15 protein-coding genes are annotated in these 21040 nt (G+C 36.8%); 6 read left to right on the top strand and 9 right to left on the bottom strand.

Annotated features, from left to right (window positions below; all coding sequences use genetic code 11):
* Window positions 1–235 precede the first annotated feature (235 nt).
* A complete protein-coding gene (locus tag QNI15_RS26470) occupies window positions 236–3823 on the top strand; it encodes a PAS domain-containing hybrid sensor histidine kinase/response regulator (RefSeq protein WP_314034599.1) in 3588 nt (1195 codons plus the stop codon).
* Between the two features lie 53 nt (window positions 3824–3876).
* Here QNI15_RS26470 and QNI15_RS26465 read toward each other — a convergent pair whose 3' ends face one another.
* The 8 genes from QNI15_RS26465 to QNI15_RS26430 all read right to left on the bottom strand — a co-directional run bounded on the left by QNI15_RS26465 (window position 3877) and on the right by QNI15_RS26430 (window position 12858).
* Complete coding sequence (locus QNI15_RS26465; protein ID WP_314034597.1) at window positions 3877–5433, bottom strand: bifunctional metallophosphatase/5'-nucleotidase; 1557 nt, start codon at window positions 5431–5433, stop codon at window positions 3877–3879.
* A gap of 27 nt (window positions 5434–5460) precedes the next feature.
* Window positions 5461–5748: a GNAT family N-acetyltransferase gene (locus QNI15_RS26460; protein ID WP_314001741.1), complete on the bottom strand. Its 288-nt coding sequence runs from the start codon at window positions 5746–5748 to the stop codon at window positions 5461–5463.
* A 175-nt stretch (window positions 5749–5923) separates the two neighbouring features.
* Entirely contained in the window at window positions 5924–7003 is a 1080-nt protein-coding gene (hemH, locus tag QNI15_RS26455) for a ferrochelatase (RefSeq protein WP_314001742.1), read from the bottom strand.
* Window positions 7004–7161: 158 nt separating this feature from the next.
* Window positions 7162–7569: a response regulator gene (locus QNI15_RS26450; RefSeq protein ID WP_313986373.1), complete on the bottom strand. Its 408-nt coding sequence runs from the start codon at window positions 7567–7569 to the stop codon at window positions 7162–7164.
* Window positions 7570–7727: 158 nt separating this feature from the next.
* Complete coding sequence (locus QNI15_RS26445; protein ID WP_314034595.1) at window positions 7728–9320, bottom strand: sensor histidine kinase; 1593 nt, start codon at window positions 9318–9320, stop codon at window positions 7728–7730.
* Between the two features lie 24 nt (window positions 9321–9344).
* Window positions 9345–9785 carry a response regulator gene (locus QNI15_RS26440; RefSeq protein ID WP_314034593.1) on the bottom strand — a complete coding sequence of 147 codons (441 nt, stop codon included), beginning with the start codon at window positions 9783–9785 and terminating at the stop codon, window positions 9345–9347.
* Between the two features lie 495 nt (window positions 9786–10280).
* The gene (locus QNI15_RS26435) at window positions 10281–10712 is read right to left on the bottom strand and encodes a response regulator (protein ID WP_314034591.1); all 432 of its coding nucleotides are present in this window, start codon (window positions 10710–10712) and stop codon (window positions 10281–10283) included.
* Window positions 10713–10911: 199 nt separating this feature from the next.
* Window positions 10912–12858: a PAS domain S-box protein gene (locus QNI15_RS26430; RefSeq protein ID WP_314034589.1), complete on the bottom strand. Its 1947-nt coding sequence runs from the start codon at window positions 12856–12858 to the stop codon at window positions 10912–10914.
* A gap of 325 nt (window positions 12859–13183) precedes the next feature.
* Between QNI15_RS26430 and QNI15_RS26425 the strand changes: the two genes are divergently transcribed.
* Entirely contained in the window at window positions 13184–14527 is a 1344-nt protein-coding gene (locus QNI15_RS26425; protein WP_314034587.1) for a voltage-gated chloride channel family protein, read from the top strand.
* Between the two features lie 58 nt (window positions 14528–14585).
* Here the strand turns inward: QNI15_RS26425 and QNI15_RS26420 are convergent, their stop codons facing one another.
* Window positions 14586–17192: a CAP domain-containing protein gene (locus tag QNI15_RS26420; protein ID WP_314034585.1), complete on the bottom strand. Its 2607-nt coding sequence runs from the start codon at window positions 17190–17192 to the stop codon at window positions 14586–14588.
* A gap of 354 nt (window positions 17193–17546) precedes the next feature.
* Here QNI15_RS26420 and QNI15_RS26415 point away from each other — a divergent pair, with 354 nt between their 5' ends.
* The 4 genes from QNI15_RS26415 (at window position 17547) to hisS (ending at window position 21026) form a co-directional block, all read left to right on the top strand.
* Window positions 17547–18164 carry a DUF4136 domain-containing protein gene (locus QNI15_RS26415; RefSeq protein WP_313986383.1) on the top strand — a complete coding sequence of 206 codons (618 nt, stop codon included), beginning with the start codon at window positions 17547–17549 and terminating at the stop codon, window positions 18162–18164.
* A gap of 53 nt (window positions 18165–18217) precedes the next feature.
* Window positions 18218–18889 carry a hypothetical protein gene (locus QNI15_RS26410; RefSeq protein WP_314001756.1) on the top strand — a complete coding sequence of 224 codons (672 nt, stop codon included), beginning with the start codon at window positions 18218–18220 and terminating at the stop codon, window positions 18887–18889.
* A 164-nt stretch (window positions 18890–19053) separates the two neighbouring features.
* Window positions 19054–19554: a 2-C-methyl-D-erythritol 2,4-cyclodiphosphate synthase gene (gene ispF / locus QNI15_RS26405; protein WP_314001758.1), complete on the top strand. Its 501-nt coding sequence runs from the start codon at window positions 19054–19056 to the stop codon at window positions 19552–19554.
* Between the two features lie 77 nt (window positions 19555–19631).
* Window positions 19632–21026: a histidine--tRNA ligase gene (hisS, locus tag QNI15_RS26400; protein ID WP_314034583.1), complete on the top strand. Its 1395-nt coding sequence runs from the start codon at window positions 19632–19634 to the stop codon at window positions 21024–21026.
* The last annotated feature ends 14 nt before the right edge of the window (window positions 21027–21040 follow it).

Below are 21040 nucleotides of genomic sequence, written 5' to 3'. Positions count from 1 at the left end.
AGATTTTTGGAAAACAAAAGAGCTGTAATACATTGTGTATTACAGCTCTTTTGTTTTTAACAGGAGAATATTTACAGATTGAAAATTACTTTCAAGCAATGTTTCCAGTGCCAAATTATGACTTTTGTTATGGAACATTACAGACAACCTGTTTCCTGTAAGTGTGAGTTTTTCCTTCAGATATGTCCCACTACTTTTATCTTATTAATTATTTATTAAACTAGCTTCTACTCGAATGCGCAATCCTATACGTAGTTTTTCGCAACACGTCAAACGGACTTTTATCTTTAGCCTGTGTTTGATCGCGTTAATTACTCTGTTGGGCCATATATATGTACAAGTCATACTGGAGGATAATGCCCGTCTTAGCCAAATTATCGGACTCGTTGAACGACAGCGAGTTAATGGACAGGATATTGCGCATATCACAGAACTTGTTGCAAAAGAAACCCATAATGGACATGCTGCACGACAAGCTGGTAGCTTAAACCAACTGGTGAACAAGTGGTATCGGGTTCAGATTGGCTTACAGTATGGAGATGTTCGTATAGGCACAACTACCGCAAAGAGCGAAGCGGCAGATCAACTTTTCGAAAGTGCAGAAGAACCATTCAAGATTATCTACTATCAGGCACAGAAACTAGTTCATCCTGAGAAATATTCTTCAGATCAGTTGTCAGAGGCAGTTGCTGTATTGTTGAAAAATGAGCCGGTTTATCAAAAAAGGATGACTGCTATTACATTGCAATATGATAAGGAACTTAGAGAGCAGATTATATATTTACAACGGATACAATTTACCCTGCTTGGTTTGCTTTGTATTGTTTTAGGACTTATTGGATGGTTTTTATATAAACCCATAATAGGAAAGATGCAGTTTTACTTTAGCCAGTTGATGGATACTACTATTCTAACGAATGAGTTAAATCTGGAACTGGAAGAGAAAAAGCAGGAGTTGGAAGAGCAAAACCAGAAGCTGGAAGAAAAAACCTATGAATCAGAGCAAGCCCAATTAAAGCTGGAAGAGTTGTTTCTGAAACAACGCACATTGATTGCTCAAAAGAAAAAGGATGCTCATAAGATTGAAGAAAAAGAAAAATTCATCCGTTCTGTAACACAAGCAATGCCTGATGTATTGTATGTGTTTGACTTACTGGAGTTGAAATATGTCTTTACCAACAAGCAAATATCTAATGTTTTAGGCTATTCTACAGAAGAGATTCAGGATATGCATGGGGAGTTCCTGACGGAATTGATTCACACAGATGATATGCCTGCTGTGTTGTCATTGCATCGTGAAGTTGCTTTGGCTAGAGATAATGAGATTTTTCCAATAGAGTATCGTGTTCGCCATAAATTTGGACATTATGTATGGTTACATGCTCAGGAGATGGTATTTGAACGAGACGAGCAGGGAATACCTATCTTATTGATGGGCGTTGCAAAAGACATTACCGAACAAAAACAAAATCTTAAGGCATTAGAAGTGAGTGAGGCTCGTTATAAGGCCTTGATCGAAACCGCAGAAGATATCATCTACGAAATGGATGCAGACTGGAATATCACCTATGTGAACCCTGTTGCAGAACGAATTCTCGGATATTCTAAAAACGATTTTGCTAAGAAACGCCTCTGGAACATTGTAAAAACAGAGTATCGCAGGGAAATGGAAGATATTTACCTGAGAGAAAAAGAAACGCGTTCAGTAATACCTTATACAGAGTTTCCTGTACGTACAAAAGGTGGAGAAGAAATCTGGTTGGGACAAAATACCACTATTGAATATGATGGTGACCTTGTAAAAACAATACGTGTAATTGCGCGGGATATTACCGGACGTAAATCTGCTGAGTTGGAACTGCAACAGAGTGAGTTGAAATATCGTTCTGCTGTTGACAACATTGCGGAAGCAGTATTCCAGATTGACCGGGAAGGTAAATTTATTTTCCTGAATCCGGCATGGAGTCTTACTACTGGGTTTACAGTGGAAGAAAGTCTTGGAAAACTCTATACAGAATTTGTACATCCTGATGACCGCAAACTAGATATGGAGCATTTCCAGCCAGTGAATCGTCAGGAGTGTGAGTTTACAAAACATCAGATTCGCTATTTGACTAAAGATGGAGGATACAAATGGGTCGAAATTTATGCCCAGGCTGTAAAAAGTCCAAAACAACGCGTACAGGGGGTGATCGGAACCATTACTGATATTTCAGAACAGCGAAATAAGGAACAACGTCTGATTCAGGCAAAAGAAGAAGCAGAAGACATCGCACTGGCAAAGCAAAACTTCCTGTCTATGATGAGCCACGAGATTAGGACTCCTATGAATGCTGTAATTGGAATTACTCATTTGTTACTTCAGGAAGATCCACGTCGTGATCAGATTGAAAACCTGAATATTCTAAAGTTCTCAGCTGATAACCTGTTAGTTTTGATCAATGATATTCTTGATTATAGTAAGATAGAAGCTGGGAAAATCAATTTGGAAGAAGTTGAGTTTAAACTGAAAGATCTGATTGTGAGTATAGAGCAATCTATGTTACACAAAGCAAGTGAAAAAGATATTGATCTGGATGTATTTCTGGAGGAGGGATTGCCGGAGAATGTAATAGGAGATCCTGTTCGTATTAGTCAGATACTTAATAATCTGGTAAGTAATGCAATCAAATTTACCAATAGAGGATTGGTACGTATTGAAGCGAAAGTAAATGCTGTAACAGAGGAGTATGCAGATATTGACTTTGCAGTGAGTGATACTGGTATCGGTATTCCTGCAGATAAGTTAGAGTTTATTTTTGAGAGCTTTACGCAAGCCAGCAGTGATACAACACGCAAGTTTGGTGGAACAGGGCTGGGACTTGCTATTACCAGACGTTTGCTCCAGATGCAGGGTAGTGATATTCAGGTAACCAGTGTAGAAGGATTAGGATCTAAGTTTTATTTCACTTTACGCTTGAAAAAAGGAAAAGCACAACAGAAGCGTTATTTGTCTGCTTATACTACAAATACTTTCAGTGACTTAAGCCATATTCGATTATTATTGGTAGAGGATAACGAAATTAACTTGCTGGTAGCTACTAAGTTTTTGAGCCAGTGGGGGATTATACCTGATTATGCATTGAATGGAGTTGAGGCTATTGAAAAGATTAAGACAAAGCAGTATCATATTGTATTGATGGATCTTCAGATGCCAGAAAAAGATGGTTATGATGCTACACTGGAAATCAGAGCGCTGGAAGATCCTTACTTCAAAAAGTTACCAATTATTGCACTAACTGCCTCTGTGATGAGTGATGTGAAGAGCCGGCTATTGGAGATTGGAATGAATGAGTATATTTCCAAACCATTTAATCCAAGTGAATTATATGGTAAGATTCTTCGCTTTGCAGAGGAAGTGCAGGATCTGGAGGTAGAACCACATATGCCCATGATTGCTGCCGAACTGGTTGAAGACCCTTCTCTTGTTTGTTTTGAGAGGCTGGAGGAACTAACAACTGACAGTCCGGATTTTAAGCAGGAACTTGTTGAAAAGTGTATTGAAGCTGTGAATGAGTTATCTGCTGTATACAGTGAGATTATGACAGAGATGAGTTATGTGAAGCTCCGTCGCCTTGAACATAAGATGCGACCTACTTTCCACTACTTTGAACCCAATGAACTGATAGCAGAGATTAAGAGAGGATTGGCATTACTGGCAGTAGAGAAAAAAGATATGGAAGCCTTACATATTTCTGCTCAGCGTGTAGAACAACTTTGCTTGCAGATTGCAGATGAGTTAAAAGCCTACTTATATGAAGGCAACAAGCAGATAGCAGAATAATAAAAATAATCAGAGATTTGGGGTCTCTCCTTCAGAGCTGAAGGAGAGATTTTTTATTTTTTATTTGTCCGTAGATAGGCGATAATAGCCTGGCGTACATCATTATGAGGATCTTTTGGATCATTCTTTTCCGGAGTGTAAACAATTTTAATATCCGGATTTTTAGATGAGAGGAAATCCAGATTTTTTTCCTGACCTGTAAGCAGGAAATCAGATATAGCAATACGATATATCTTCTGGCTATCAATAGATCTTTGTTTTAATATCCATTCTTTTTTCGATTCATCATAGCTTATCTGATGATAGAGGAGATAGCCTCCACTTCCTTCATTGCCTTTTCCGGTTTCCAGAATCTTTTTTAATAATCCGCCATTCATTTCTACTTCCAGAATCTTTCCTCCAAAAGGCAAAGCACGTAGGATATCGTATTGGGTAATACGTCCTGTCAACTGATCATCAATACGAATCGAGCCACTATTTAGTATAACTGCATCTGCTTTAGGTGCTGCAACAGCTATAGATTGAGTAACTAATTGAGTGAGATTCGTTGCATGATGTCTTACACTACTTTCCCTACCATCCAGCAGTTCCTGTGTATCCAGCAATACTTCATTAGGAGAGAAGCCTAACTCATTAAAACTACGATCTGCAATAGTTGTCCATTTGTCTACTACAAGTTGCGTTGTGGAATCCATAGGGACAGTAGCATTCACAGGAACAAGTTGTGATTGTATGGTAAGTTTCTTTTGTAACTTGTCATACAATAGTTTGTGAACATATACTGTTTTGGCATTCGCATCAGCTTTCGCGACAAACGATTCTCCAACCTGATGATACATATGATCATGATCATGTCCCCCCATAATTAGGCGAAGGCCAGGAACTTGTTTACTAAGTTCGAGGTCATCTGCAACATTTAAATGTGTAATAGCCACCAGATAATCGCAATGTGATTGTAATGAGTCGGCAAGTCTGCGTGCTATGTTAAAATAGCGGGCATCATACTGTACAAAGTCTTTGGGATTGGAGTCGATTACAAGACCTATCATGCCAACACGAACTTGAGTGCCATCACCATCTTTAAATTCAAGAATCCGGGTTACAGGCATGGGTTCATGGGTACTGCCACTGGTGAAGGGAGTTAATCCATTGGCTGTTTTATGCCATGCATTGGACGATATCCATTGAAATTGAGATTCTGTTAGGCGTTTTTCCAGATCGCTTTCAGAAAGATCAAATTCATGATTGCCAAAAATAGCCAGATCGACACCTGCTGTATTCATAACATCAACCATCTGTCTGCCAGAAATGCGCTGACCTTCGTATTTGAGGGTTCCCACCACTGAAGGGTTCAGAAAGTCTCCAGCAATCACACAACGTACATTTGGATTTTCTGCTGCCAGTTTTTTGCGAATAGTAGCTACCCTGCTGAGTCCACCTGTTTTTCCTCCTTCTAATGGTGAAATCTCATAGACATCATTCATTTGAAGAAAAACAACTTCTATCTTATTATCATCAGCAGATGTGTTGGTAGAACCCGATTTTGAAGATTTACAGGCAAGGAATCCTGTAGTACAGATGAAAAGGAATATAACCAGGTATCTTTTCATACAAAAAATTAGATAATGACTTTATTCTTAATGTGGCTGTTGCAGTAGGAGTGAAGTGTACTCCGGATGCCGATCAATATAGGATCTGATAAAAGGACATTGCAGGGATACTTTCAACTGATTGGCCTTCGCATATTCCAATACATATTTTGCCAAAGTAGAACCTATACCTCTGCCTTCCAATTGTGGAGGAACTTCAGTATGTAAAAAGGTGATGACATCACCAGATAGCACATATTCTACAATAGCAGTCTTGCCTTCCATGGCAAGCTCAAACTGGTTTTCTGTTGTATTCTGAATGATATTTTCGTTCATTTTAGTTTTGTAGTAGGCTGTAAAATTATCTTGCTGTATTGTAATGTTACAAAAACATAGAGATAATATCTGAAAATGGTGATTTTTTGAAAAAATAGTTAAACTAATGCCTGGGCTATTTCTTAAGTAGAATCAAAATATAAGCCTCTGAATGAATCAGAGGCCTAATGTGAGGTTAATTTTGTTTCTTAACAAGATCTGTTAATAACTCTATCCAGAGTGGATGTGTATTTAGGCTTTCAACCAATTGCCAGTGTTCTCCACCATGTTCTTCAAATAGCTCTTTATATTCTTCTCCCACTTCTATAGTGGTTTCAAGGCAATCTGCTACAAAAGCAGGAGAGAAGGCAAGCACTTTTTTGATGTTCCGTTTAGCCAAATCTTTTACTATATCTTCTGTATAAGGCTGCACCCAGATTTCTTTTCCTAACCGGGACTGAAAACATACTGTATATTTATCTTCCGGTATACCCAACGCAGTTGCCAATCGACGGGTAGTTTCAAAACATTGTGCACGGTAGCATTGTTTATTGCCCGCATGCCAGGAAGCACAGCAATCACCTTTGAAACAGGTCATTCCGGAGGCATCTCCTTTGCGTATTTGTCTTTCAGGCAGTCCATGATAACTGAATACATAATGCTCATAGCTATCTTGTTGCATATAGCGTTTTCCAATTTCTGCAAATGCTTCAATAAATTTGGGATGATCCAAAAAGTAACTGATGAAATGTAGAGACGGAATAATTTGCCAGTCCTGAACAAGTTCCATTACCTTCTGGTGTACAGAGCCACTGGTGGCTGATGCATATTGAGGAAAGAGAGGAATTACAACAATTTTTTCAAGCCCACTATCTTTTAGCTTTTCTAATGCACTTTCAATACTTGGATTCTGGTAGCGCATGCCTAGTACAACTTTATACCCATCACCAAGTTGCTGTTGTAATAATTGTATTACGTCTTCGCTATAATATTTTAAAGGAGAGCCACGCTTTGTCCATAGTTTCTGGTAAACCTTGGCCGATTTAGGAGCACGAAATGTAGTAATAATGCCATTGACCAGTAGAAAACGAGGGATATAGGGATAATCTATAACCCTGCCATCCATCAGAAACTCTCGCAAGTATTTACGTACATCAGATACGGATGGACTATCGGGAGTGCCTAGTTGTACCAGAAGAACTCCAGTATGAATTGAGGAGGTCTCTGTTTTAGACAATGTATTATTGTTTGATGTTGAAGCAGTTATGTCAACCATGAAAAAAGCATTCAGTTTATTTTTCAAAATAACTGCTTTTTCATGAGAAATGTTGTGAAAAAATGCAAGTATCTATACCAATACCAATTTAATTGTATGACTCAATGGTAGTAAACGTTTTGAAGAACCTGTTGCTTTCAAAACGTTTACTTGAATTGTCAGCTTCCAGATCTGTTTTGACCAAAAACTGCATCCAGTAACTGGTTTATTTTTGCCATACTCATAGGTTTTTCTATATAGGCAACTACATCTTCATATTGTTTGGCATGGGCTATATCCGCTTCACGTCCTGAACTTGTGTACATTACTATTTTAGACTTTCCTGTCATGCCATTTGCTTTCCAGCGTCGCAAAAATTCAAAACCGTCCATGAGAGGCATATTAATGTCAAGCAAAATAAGTTCTGGTAGTGCATTCATATGTTGCATAATAAATGCCACAGCTTCAACACCATTCATGCGTACATGAATCTGATCTGTAACATCTGCTTTTTCCAGAAACAACCTTGTAATCAAATTACTGGCTTCATCATCATCTACAATTAGAATGTAATTTAGTCTTGCCATTACGTTTAGGAGATTAATACGTGAAAGGACTCAAATTTTAACGTTGAATGCTCAGAAAAAATGAAATTTTGATATATATACGATAAAAAGTACAAATGGTAAATGACTATACCTGTTAAAGTATACATATAATACAACTGACTCTGATTTATACTGATCTATTGATGTGATTCCAGTGTAAAATAAAAAACTGCTCCTTTGCCTGGCTCAGATTCTGCCCATATTTGTCCACCATGTTTATGAATGATACGCTGAGTAACTGCCAGTCCAATACCTAACCCCTGAAACTCATGCTCTTGGTGTAAGCGTGTAAATAAACCAAAAAGTTTGTCATAATGCCTCATATCAAAACCACATCCTTGATCTTTCACAAAGTATACAGTTGTTTCATGTAGGTTATAAGCACCTATATATAGAGAGAGGGAATCTTTGGGTTCGGAATATTTGATTGCATTAGATAACAAATGCTGATAGACCAGACGAAGTAATTCATAATCGCCTCTTGCCTTAGGTAATGTATCGATAGCTATAGATGAAGAGTCTTTAATAAACTTATTCAGATCTGATAATACCTGTTTTACAAGTACATTCAGATCAATCTGTTTATAAAAGATTGGAGTACGGCTTATTTTAATAAAGGTTAGCAGATCATCCAGAAGCTGTCCCATTTTCCATGTGTTCTGTTGAAGGATATTCAGCATATGGGTACTTTCCTGATCTATATGAATATATTCCTTTTCTTTCAATAAGGCTGTATATCCATTAATTGCCCGTAAGGGAGTTCTGAGATTATGGCTGATTGCATAAGAGAACTCTGCTATTTCTCTTGCACTTTCCTCCTGCTTTCTTAAGTGGTCTTCAACTAATTCCTTTGCTTTTTTTAATTCAAATTCTGCTAAAACACGTGCCTCATCCGTATGGTTTAGTGAACGTATCACATTTAACAGCACTGCAATCATAAGCGTAATTACTCCTAGTGTATGAAGAGCTATTCGAAAGTCAGATCCATACAAACGTGTCCAGGAACCTACCAGTAATAGTAATCCCATGCCTACAGGAATAATAATCATAGAAGGAATGAGTTTCCGTGCTAGTACCCCACCTGTATATGGGCTAAATACTTCTTTCATATAACCAGTATCTTTTTGAGACAAGAGTAGTGCAATGGCAATGAAAAGAAAATTTAATGCGGTATTTGGAGCCATTGGAAAACGCTGTAATACAGAATAATTAATATCTACCCGATATATATAACCTATTACAGATAATAGGGAAATAAACATTCCTATGGCTAATGGATAATTGGCAAGAGATCGTTTCTGAAGAATTGGTTTGGTGTACAGATATAATGAGATGCTATTGACTAAAAAGCTACTAGCTGTTATAATAGACATTCTATTGGGAGTATTGTACTTTATGTCTTCTTTGAGACTATCACTATATAAAATACTATCTATTCCATTGGGTATATCTGCTATATATTGAGTTATTTTGATACCGCTGATACATATCACCAGACCCAGAAAAATAATTCCTGTGACTTGATAAAAGTGAGATGCTGATTGGATGCATATAAAGGCAATTCCGTAAAAGATAAACAGCACTGCTGTTGTCGGATTCATAGCTACTAATCCAGGAATAACTCTTCGTAAGAGATCAATGTTGAAATGCCAGCCAGTCAGAGTAGCTAGAGCAATCCCCATGACTATGTACATATAAAAATGGGGTAGAATCAGAAGAGATTTTTTCATCGGATTGCTTTGCTCTTTGTCTGATTACAGGTAGATTCTCTGAATGTCTGTGTTACTATCCTGAGTATAATTGCTATGGTTATGTACAAGATTTATTAGTTTGGTGATTTGAGTATTATTAATTGGTTTTTCCAGATATCCTACTACATCTTTATATTGACACATATAGGAAATGTCTTCTGTACGAGCAGAGTAGGTATAGATAACTATCCTGGATTTCCCTGTAAAATTATTTTTTTTCCAATAGGAAAGAAATTCAAACCCATCCATAACAGGCATATTGATCTCCAGTAAAATGAGATCAGGAAAAACAATGTTGGTATGTGATAAAAGTGTAATCGCTTCTTCTCCATTACGTGTTGTATGGATATGTTCTGCGACAGATGCCTTTTTTAACATAATTCTAGTAATGAGGTTACTGGCATCATCTGCATCTATAAGCAAGATATGATTAAGTACTTCCATCTGAACAGATTGTTAAGTGGATACACTATAGATCTGAAATATTATTTATCTGCTCCTGTATTTTAACCTTTAAGTAATTAATGTTATACATAAAGGACTTAGAAAAATGTTATACTTTACTAATAGAAAATGCTTATCAGAAATTAAAAAATACTGATTTTTTTCAGGTTTAACTGGGATGGATTTGTTGGTTTGATTCTAAAAATAAATTATTCTGGTAGAGATTTTATGCTATAAAAGGTAATAAAAATTTAATAAGAAAAGAAAAGCAACCAAGAAAAATTAGTTTTGATTGAATGTTTTTAAGGTTGGAGTAGATGGACTTTTGTGTAATAACCTGATTTTTAGATTTTTATATATTAAATTTATCGCTTTAAACTTTGTTGCTTACTATAAATATAAGTTACAGAGTTTAAAGTGATAAACATACCTTTTGTAAAAGGCTTATTTCAAGTGATCTTATACTAGATTCTATTCTTCAGATCATTTATAAAACTATGTGTTGGAAGGCGGCTCGTTTAACACAAGCCAGTAGAGGCCTACTTGTCGTATGGCTTCTGCAAAGTTTTGAAAATCGACAGGTTTTACAATATAACTGTTGGCTCCCAAAGCATATGCTTTTTTTATATCAACATCCTCATTAGAAGATGTTAACACAACAACGGGAATATGTTTTAATTGCTCATCTGTTTTCATACGAGCTAAAACTTCCAAACCACTTATTTTTGGGAGTTTTAGATCCAATAACATTAATCGGGGAATTTTACCTCTGCCGGAAGAAGCATATTCTCCTTCTCCAAAAAGATAGTCTAAGGCAGCTTGCCCATCTTCAAGCAATTTAACTTCATTAACCAGATTGTGCTTTCTTAGAGATCTTAGAGCTAAGTCTGCATCTTCAGGTGTATCTTCTATATATAATACTTCCATACTTGTATAGTGAATAAGCATTTGAAGTTTTTGAATTAATGAAAGTTTGAATTTAAATATGGCGAATGTGTTTGATTATTTGATGGTTATATTTGGAAATATAGTTCAAATAATGTGCCTTGTAAGAGATATATAAAAGTATGGTATGAAGTTAACAGAGTAAAGATACCATGTGATGGTTATTATTTGTAGATATAGCTTAAGGTGGAAGTGTAAAGTAAAAGCATGAGCCTTCCCCTAAAGTACTCTCAGCCCATATTTTTCCTCTATGTTTCTGAATAACCCTGTGTACAATGGCTAGCCCAACCCCTGTGCCTTCAAACTCTGTGCTTTTATGTAAACGCTGGAAAAGCTCAAATAGCTTGGCATGGTGCCGGCTATCAAACCCTACCCCATTATCTTTGATAAAATATACTTGTTCATTTTTAATGAGAGTAGTACCAACATGGACATGAGTTTCTGTACGAGGCCTGCTATACTTTAATGCATTGGATAGTAAATTTATAATTACTTGTCGGAGCATGACCGTATTACCTGTGGTAGGAGGTAATGCATCCAGTTTAAAATGAATAATGCGTGAAGGAGATTCGGTTTTGATGAGTGTCTGAAATACTTCTTGTACCAACATCTCCATATCAACAGTGTCTAGTCCTATTTCCTGTTTGCTAATACGGGAAAGCTCCAGAATATCATCAATTAACTGTCCCATCCGGTTCGTATTCTTGATAATAATATCAATTACTGATTTTGCATCTTCACTTAATTCTTTGTAATGATCTTCCAGTAAAATATTGCTATACCCAACAATTGCTCTTAGTGGACTTCTGAGATCATGAGAAATAGAATAGCTGAAAGATTCCAGTTCAAGATTGCTTGCTTCCAGTTGCTGTGTACGTATTCTGACTTTATCTTCCAGCATATTATTCAGCTTCGCCAATTCATCTGTTCGCTCCTGTACTTTATTCTCTAGTATTGTATTCACATCCTGCAATTGTTGCCATATTTTCTTGTTTTCTGTTATATCCCGTATAGCTGCAACAGTAAATACTCCTTCCTCTATATGTAAAGGGCTTAGTGCAATTTCTACTGGAAATAAACTTCCATCTTTACAACGAGCTTGTAACTCAATTCCCTTGCCCATCATACGCACTCTTGGTTTCTGTTCATAGTCCTTTCTGTGATGTTCATGGGTAGAAGCATATCGTTCTGGAAGAAGGATTTCTACTTTTTGACCGATTAATTCATGGTATTCATATCCAAATAAATCTTTTGTTCGGGTATTGCTTAATTCAATAATGCCATTTTGGTTAACAATAACCATTGCATCTGGAGCCGCCTCCAGTATTGATCTGAATTTTTGTTCTGATTTTCGTAAAGATTCATTAGTAGATTGTTGCTGAGTAAGATCGCGTACCACCTTGATAAAGTTGGTTGCCTTTCCTTCTTTATCATGTATAGTTGTAAGTACTACATTAGCCCAGAAACGGGAACCATTTTTTCGGATACGCCATCCGGAATGTTCTATTTTACCTTTTTGTTTTGCTTCTTCCAATAGTTTTTGAGGTAGATTAGATGCTTTATCTTCATCTGGATAGAAAACTTGAATATTTTTTCCTATAATCTCATCCTCTTTATAGCCTTTCATATTTTCAGCACCTATATTCCAGTTTAATATGTTTCCTTCCAGATCCAATATCAAAATCGCATAATCCTCTACTTCTCTGACCAGGTTCTGAAATATATTATTACTTCGATAAAGGTCTTGTTCTATAGATCGCAAATCGGAAACATTCTCAGAAAAAACACTTACAGTATCTGTCGCTATTGGTGAAATGTGTACATTATAAAATTTCAGATCGAGTGTGGATTTTCTGGAGACATTTGTTAATAAGTCTGCTTGTTTTTGGTCTAACACATTCATGCATTTTAAAAGAAACTCTGAACTAACATCCGGAAGAATATCTATCAGTCTTTTGCCTATAATTAGTTCCTGATTTTTCTCTAAAAAGTTCGCATTGGTTTTATTCATGTATGTAATTCGAAATGAATAAGGGTCATTGTTTTTCTCCAGTTGTAAAACAAGCACCCCGATGGGAGCCTGTTCCAGAATGGTTTCTGTAGGTAAGGAGGCTAAGCGCGAGTACATCTTCGTGAATATGTTAGTGAATCAAACCGAACCGAATGTATGTATAGCTGCTCAAAAAAAACAACTTTTAGGTTATTGCTAATCAGTAAGTTATATTTCTGTAAGTAACAAATAATATACGATAAAAAATGAATACCACAAAAAAAGTTTGAAAAGGGCTTTATTGAGTTGTTGTTATAGAATAGATAAATTCTTTTAAGAAGAAAGATAAAATTAATGAAATGGAGGCTTCATCTAAGAGAATAACTTTTCAAAAGAAGTAGCCTTTAGAAATGATTGTATGTAGCTATATGGTATATCAGATTGTTAATTATTTTTGTGACAGATGTATTTAGTTAAAAAAGAAATTGAACAACTGTCTATCATTAAACACTTACTGAAATGGACAGTGCTAGTAATCCCATTGGCGTGTATTACAGGTACATTTGTCGCACTGTTTCTATGGCTACTTGATAACGCTACTTTTTATCGCTGGCGACATGGTTGGATGCTTTATTTTCTTCCTATAGCGGGTATTTTTATCCATTTCTTATACAAGTTTTCAGGAAAGAATGCAGAAGCTGGCAACAATCTGATTATAGATGAAATTCATCAGCCGGGTGGAGGTGTTCCTGCACGTATGACACCTTTAGTATTGGTATCAACCTTAATTACACATTTTTTTGGTGGGTCGGCTGGCAGGGAAGGAACTGCGGTACAAATGGGAGGAAGCATGGCTAATTTGCTGGGGAGATGGTTTGGATTAAATCGTACTGATATTCGCATCCTGTTAGTATGTGGTATTGCTGCTGGATTTGGCGCTGTGTTTGGTACGCCTGTAACTGGAGCAATATTTGCCATGGAAGTATTAGCAATAGGACGTATTCGATATTATGCTTTGATTCCTTGCTTGATTGCCAGTATTTTCTCTGATGTTGTATGCTCTGCGTGGGGTATTCATCATACACATTATTCCATCTCTTATTCTCAAAATTCTAAGATATTTTTGCCATACATTTCTTTAGATTTCCTACTGATTGGCAAAGTAATTATTTCAGGTATTTTCTTTGGCCTAGCAGCCTATTTATTTGCAGAGTTGTCTCATGCCATTAAGCAACAGGCCAATAGGTTTGGCTCTCAAAAATGGCTGATTCCTGTAATTGGAGGTATACTCATTATTGGACTTACCTGGTTGGTAGGTACAGATGATTATCTGGGGTTAGGAGTAGTGGCGCGTACTGCTGATGGTGCTTCTATTGTAAATGCATTTCACTTGCAGGGGGTGACTACATGGAGCTGGCTTTGGAAGCTGATTTTTACTGCTATTACCTTAGGAATGGGTTTTAAAGGTGGAGAGGTGACTCCTTTATTTTTTATAGGGGCAGCCTTAGGTAACACATTAGCTGTATGGCTGGGAGCACCAGTAGACTTACTCGCAGGATTAGGGTTTATAGCTGTTTTTGCAGGGGCTACCAATACACCTCTGGCATGCACACTGATGGGAGTGGAATTGTTTGGTGGCGAATATATTCTTTATTATAGCATAGCTTGTTTCACTGCTTATTATTTTAGCGGGCATAGTGGCATCTATCAATCACAGCGGATAGCAATATCAAAAACAACAGCTCAGATTCCGGAAGAAGAAAGAACATTGAAGGACTATAAACATACCAACTCTAATCCTTCATAGATAATAAGATCTTGTTGAAGAATCTATTGTAACTGATCCAATAGGTGTTTCCGGATTGTTATTTGGTTTTAGAATTAGTTTTTCGGGTCGCTTCATTACCTAGTTCAGCACATGACTCACAATACAGGTTTCTGAGCTCTTCATCATCAAAAATCTGAAAATTGATACGACATTCTCCAACAAATAAATCGCACCACTGTACCTGAGTTAATTTCTTCTTTGCCTCAATCAATAATTGAGTATAGGCTCTGTTAACCTGATAGTCTGGATGCACAAAGGCTATTTTTAGAAATTGAGAGTATATTAATCCATCAAAGCCTGTTTGGCTCAAATAATCCATAAGAATATTCACTGCATATTCTTCTTGCATGATGTGTATGAAGAAATTGGCAAGAGTAAGAGACTTATCCCGACTTTTTACAATTTCGGGTTTATTTTGGTAATACCTATAGATAATCTTTGCACCTTCTGTTACTTGCTTTCTTTGGCCCCTGCGAGCATACTCGGGAATCATATGGAGATAGTATACGATCGTTAATTTTTGTGCCCGAGTTTTATATGCGTTATTGGTAGATAAGTATCTGATTTGTTTCAGAATCTTTTCCGCTCCATATCCCTGACCCATAATATAGCTGGTATTGTTCAACATAAAGCAGATCGCATAGTAACGTAATTCAGGTGTGATTCCTTTCATTGACAAACTAGCCTTTATGATCTTCCACTGTCTGTCTCTGTTTTTAGGGGCTAAGCGTCCATTATTAGCATAAATCAGATACTCAAAGGCAAGAGTATTGGCAATCAGATTGCTATACTCTTTTCGATTAGGATAATTTACGGCCCACAGTAATGAGTCTGTAGGTAAACGATGTTGTTGCCACAACTGATAGTAGTAATTTTGTATGTTAGCTGCTTCTCTGAAATCTTCCTTTTTTTGATATTTCTGAAGGTAAATAAGTGTATCTCGTACCCATACGTGGGCTTTTACATGTACATTTGCATTACGTTGTTCATTGAGATTTTTCTCCCAAAATGTTAAAACTGCAGATTTCTGTAGTTCTTGTTTAATTTCTGTTCGGGTACATGTTTTCCAGAATTCGAAATCTGTACCTCGTAATTGGGTATAAAATAAAGGCCAGTTTTCACCTGTCTTGATTTGAATATGGGTTTTCTGGTCAGTATAATGACGTATATACGTGATAATATTCTCTCCTCTGGTATGATAAAGTTTTTCATTTAGTTCGTTTAATCCTTCTACAGATGCAAATGCTGTGATTTGTATGCTATCAATCTGGTAGTTAAGGAGAGTATCCCGGATCGCTATCATCTTTAGAGAATCAGGATATGTATTGTTGCGTGTAAAAGGAACCTTAAAATCAAAACTTTTTTCTTCAGGAACAAAGGTTGTGAAATGAGGAGTTAAAAAATTAGTTTCAACATGTACCGTATCTGTAAATAGAAAATCTCCACATGCATCAGAAAAATAAATGGGTGTAAGGATACGTTTCTTATGGATAAGGAGAAAATTGGGGATCAGATACATTCCTGAATCTGCCTGAGACCACTCACCTAGCTTGATAGTTGTTTCATCTAGTTGCCATCTGGTTGTCCGAATAATTTTTTTCTTTTGCCGGGCTGCTGCTGAAAATTGAAAGCGTAATGGTTTTAACTTCTTACGTTTCTCTTTTTTGAATACCTGCTTTTGCTTCTTTAGATCACTAAGAAGTGTTTTTCTATATACAGGTTTTACTATTTGTCCTGAGATAGAAGAATTGTTGTTGCGTCTGCTTGATGCTGTATAATAAGCAGGATTACCACAATGATAAGGTTCATAGTCTATGAATTCGATTGTGATTCCGTCTTTACGACGTTTTACCAATTTCTTTAAAGCTTCCGGAGTAGATGAGTAGAGGAAGATTTCATTTGATCGGTAACTGGGACGAAGATCAAGCTGATCTTTGAATACAGCTTTGGCTAACTCACTGGACTGAGTAATCTCATTTTTGATAGGTTTTAATTTCCATGGAAGCTTTTCTTTTTTGTTTGTAATGTCATACTTATTTTGAGAGGGCTTTTCTATATGTGCTCTTATTGTATCATATGGAAACAAAGATTTGTTGGTTTCAAAGGTATATTTGAATAGTACTTTGGCAAATACCTGAACAGCTATCAGATTTCCGTTTTTTTGGTGAGGCACAATAGCTACACCTGTAATCTGATAGCTCGGAGTGATAATGTTTTTGTAATGTCCTGGAGAATTTATCCAGCCTTTTACCATTTTGCGAGCGGTCTCAATATAGGTGTTTTCCAGAGGATAGGAGAGAACATTTTCTCCTGTAAGGTAGTTGCTGGCACCATAAAAATTGACCCTGTCTTGTGGTGTTTTTTTGTTTGCAGAGCTTTGGTAGTGACCTATAGAAGGTTTGTTTTTTAGATATTCTCCTTGATCCTGAGCTGCCAGATAAGCGATGCTATCAGATATTAAAGGATAGAGACCTTTGGTTCTGCGAACACTGTCGACTTGAGTCTTGACCAGAAATTCCAGATATTTTATATTAATAGAGGAACGGTGAATAGGATCGAAAGGTGTCTGTGCCTTTGTATGTATAGGGGAGAGTAGAAGATAAAGAATAAAAGTAATTGTAAAATAATAGTTGAGGGAAAGCATATATATGACTTCTATCAAAGTTTTGTTAGAAAAGTTACGAAAAATAATTCATCTCTTGTTTTACTTTTGGCTTTCCTGTCTATCTAACGTATAGGCATAGGATTTTAACAGACATTGGTAACTATCCATTAGAAGGTTGATAGATGCATATAATTACATGATGGATCGGAATGTGTTTAGTTGTAATGGTATATCTGAGTAATTATATTCTTACTAGTTTTTATACAGATATAATCGTACCTGCGTTTAATAGACATATTACACCAGTTGTAAACAAACCTTTGGTATTTTATCGTTATCTATTTAAGATTGAATTTTTTAATTTTTACCTATATCCTAAAACGTAAGAGAATTATGAGATCTTCGTTAGTTTCTATTTTTAGCTATTGTTTGTTGGCAGGGATTTGCTGGCTAGGCCTTTTGGGCTGTTCTCCAAATCCGTTGAATGATCTGAGTGCAGAAGATTCAAAAGTTTTTATTACTAACTATGACGATACAGTCAACTTCAGTAATTATCGGACTTTTAGTATTCCTGATTCAGTAGAAGTGATTTATAATGATAGATATGGATTATCTGCTGATAATTTTGATCTAGCCTTTCTAGGCAGGATCAGAGCCTCTATGCAAGATCGTGGATACACAGAAGTAGAGAGAGTTGACACTCCTGAGTTGGGAATTAATGTGATGTATGTGCAGCAAGTACAGACAGGCGTTACAGTGAATCCTTACTATTATGGTTCTGGATATTGGGGGTATGGTGGCGGGTATTATTATCCTTCTTATTATTCCTATTATCAGGTAAGTGATAGTTACTGGTATATTGAGCTGTTGGATCTAAAGAATGCGGCCCGTAATGGAAATAAAGTTAAAGTAATCTGGGCTGCGCAAGTCCGGGGTGATGGTTTGGGGACAAACCCTAATGGTATGATTGACGCTATATTTGCTCAATCTCCGTATTTGAAGAAAGAGTAGGGTAGGGAAATTCCTTTAATTATTTTCTTTTTATTTTTAGCAACCATATACATATGAAAAATAGTAAATTATGGATAGGGATTGTTTGTACATTCCTTCTATCTGTTACTGGTTTTGCTCAGGCACCTGTAGTGCCTCGTGAAGCACCTCAAAGTTCTCCTTACCAAAGATATACTACCTATCAGGTCACTTTCCGATATGGATTGTTTAAACCTCAAAGTGGTTTAAGTGATTACATTGATGATATGGGAACACGGAATTATTCACTTGCCGGAGAGTGGGTATTAAACAAAAGCTTCGCTTTTGGGGCTCAATATACAAGCAACTATTTTCAGAAGCGACTACCCCGACAGGTCTATGAAACAACATCCGGGGCACAAATCTCCGCTGTTCAAACCAAAACGTTCAGCATTCAGTCTCTGCAAGCCACTGGTAAGTATTATTTTGCTGATGTGACTGCTATTGTGCGACCTTACGTGCAGGCTGGTTTAGGAATTGCTTATGCAGATTATACATACTATCTGGGAAGCCTGGAAGGTGATAGCCAAGGCAAATTTAACTTTGCTGCACAAGCAGCTATTGGAACAAGAGTATTATTTGGTCGAGAAAGCCATTTTGGACTAGATCTTCAATTAAACTATCAACACATACCCTTTTCATATAATGAAGTTTCCAATGCTGGTATAGCAGGTGGCTGGGTTGGTATCTTTTATCGATGGTGGTAATATAAGAGCTATTGAGAAGAGTAAAAAAGTCTGACTACTGTAAAAAGTGGTCAGACTTTTTCTTGAATAGAGCACTCTGGTTAGTGCTTTGCTACTTCTCTGTTTTATTTTTTGAGTAATTCCTTCTAATTTGCAACTGATTTTTCCATTTAACAATAACTGTCTTGAAACTGCGAATCGGACAAGGATACGATGTCCATATACTCGTTGAGGGTATTCCTCTGGTATTGGGTGGTGTGCAAATACCTCATACCCATGGTCTAAAAAGTCACTCTGATGGTGATGCCCTTACACATGCCATATGTGATGCATTGTTGGGTGCACTGAGTTTACGTGATATTGGCTACCATTTTTCGGATAAAGATCCTGCAAACAAAGGACGTAATAGCCTTGAATTTCTAAAGATTGTAATGGAGATGATTCGCGAGGAAGGATATGAGGTAAACAATATAGATGTGACAGTAGTACTGGAAGCACCAAAGGTAAATCCTCATGTACCTGCCATGAAAAAAGCCTTATGTGAAACCATGGCTATCAGAGAAGAGGATCTTTCTATAAAGGCAACTACATCAGAAGGAGTAAGCTTTGTAGGACGTAAAGAAGGAATAGCTGTTTTTGCTGTATGCCTTCTTTACAAAGTGACCGATAATTTCGGTGGAATGTAAGCACCTCGTAAAACAGATTATAGCTTCAGACCCCGTACTTGTACGGGGTTATTTTTAATAAAAAAATAGAAAGAATTATGTCTCAACCAAGTATACCTAAAGGTACACGTGATTTTGGCCCTGTTCAGATGGCAAAACGTACCTTTATTTTCGATACTATAAAATCTGTTTTTCAACGTTTTGGCTTTCAACCATTAGAAACCCCTACTATGGAGAATCTGTCTGTATTGATGGGGAAATATGGGGATGAAGGCGATCAACTGCTATTTAAAATATTAAATTCAGCTTTACACGAAAAAAAAGATCAAGAGAAAGTAAACATAAAAGCTGCATTTGATAAAGTGTTAGAACAGTCTTATACCTCAAGCTCAATTACTGAAAAAGGTCTTCGTTATGATTTAACCGTACCCTTCGCCCGATATGTGGTAATGAATCGCAATGAAATAGCACTGCCATTTAAAAGATACCAAATCCAGCCAGTATGGAGAGGTGACAAACCTCAGAAGGGACGTTATCGGGAATTCTATCAGTGTGATGCTGATGTGGTTGGTACAACTTCATTGCTTTGTGAAGCGGAGATTGTATTAATGCTGAATCAGGCTTTAACTAACTTAGGAATCAAAGACTTTACGATTAAAATCAATAACCGGAAAATTCTTACTGGTATTGCAGAATCAGTGGGCGCTACAGGGAAAGAAGGGGATCTTGCAGTTGCTATTGATAAGTTGGATAAAATCGGACAAGAAAAAGTAGAAGCTGAATTACTGGAACGTGGATTTTCTCAAGATGCTATTCAAAAGTTACAGCCTTTCTTTGCTATGAAGGGTTCTTTCGATGATCAAGTATCCTTATTGACAAACTTATTTCAGGGGAGTGAAACAGGGCAGAAGGGACTTCAGGAACTGAGTGAAGTTATGCAGTTAGTAAAAGCTTTCGGACTAACAGATACACATCTTGAGTTTGATGTAACGCTGGCCAGAGGGTTATCGTATTATACAGGTGCTATTTTTGAGGTGAAAGCAGGAGGGGTGCAGATAGGAAGTATTTGTGGTGGCGGACGCTATGATAATCTAACTGGTGCATTTGGGGTGCCGGGTTTGTCTGGTGTTGGAATTTCTTTCGGTGTGGATCGTATCTATGATGTTATGGAAGAACTGTCACTGTTTCCTGCCAAGGATACTATCTCAACCAAAGTATTAATTACTTGTTTTGATAAGGAAGCGTTTACATATGCTTTACCCATATTGATGAAAGTTCGGGAAGCAGGTATCAATGCTGAACTATATCCTGATATAGCCAGAATGAAAAAGCAACTGGATTATGCAGATCGTAAAAAAGTCCCATTTGTAGTAATTATAGGGTCTAATGAGATGGCAACAGGGAAGCTGGCATTAAAAAATATGACAACTGGTGAGCAAAAGTCACTGTCTGTAGAAGAAATAATTGAAGCTATCTTATACACGGAACAATAAAATATTCGTTGTAA

This window comes from Xanthocytophaga flava, from assembly GCF_030068545.1.
GTDB lineage: Bacteria > Bacteroidota > Bacteroidia > Cytophagales > 172606-1 > Xanthocytophaga > Xanthocytophaga flava.
Note: the sequence above shows the minus strand (reverse complement) of the source record. Positions and strands in the feature narration are given on the sequence as shown.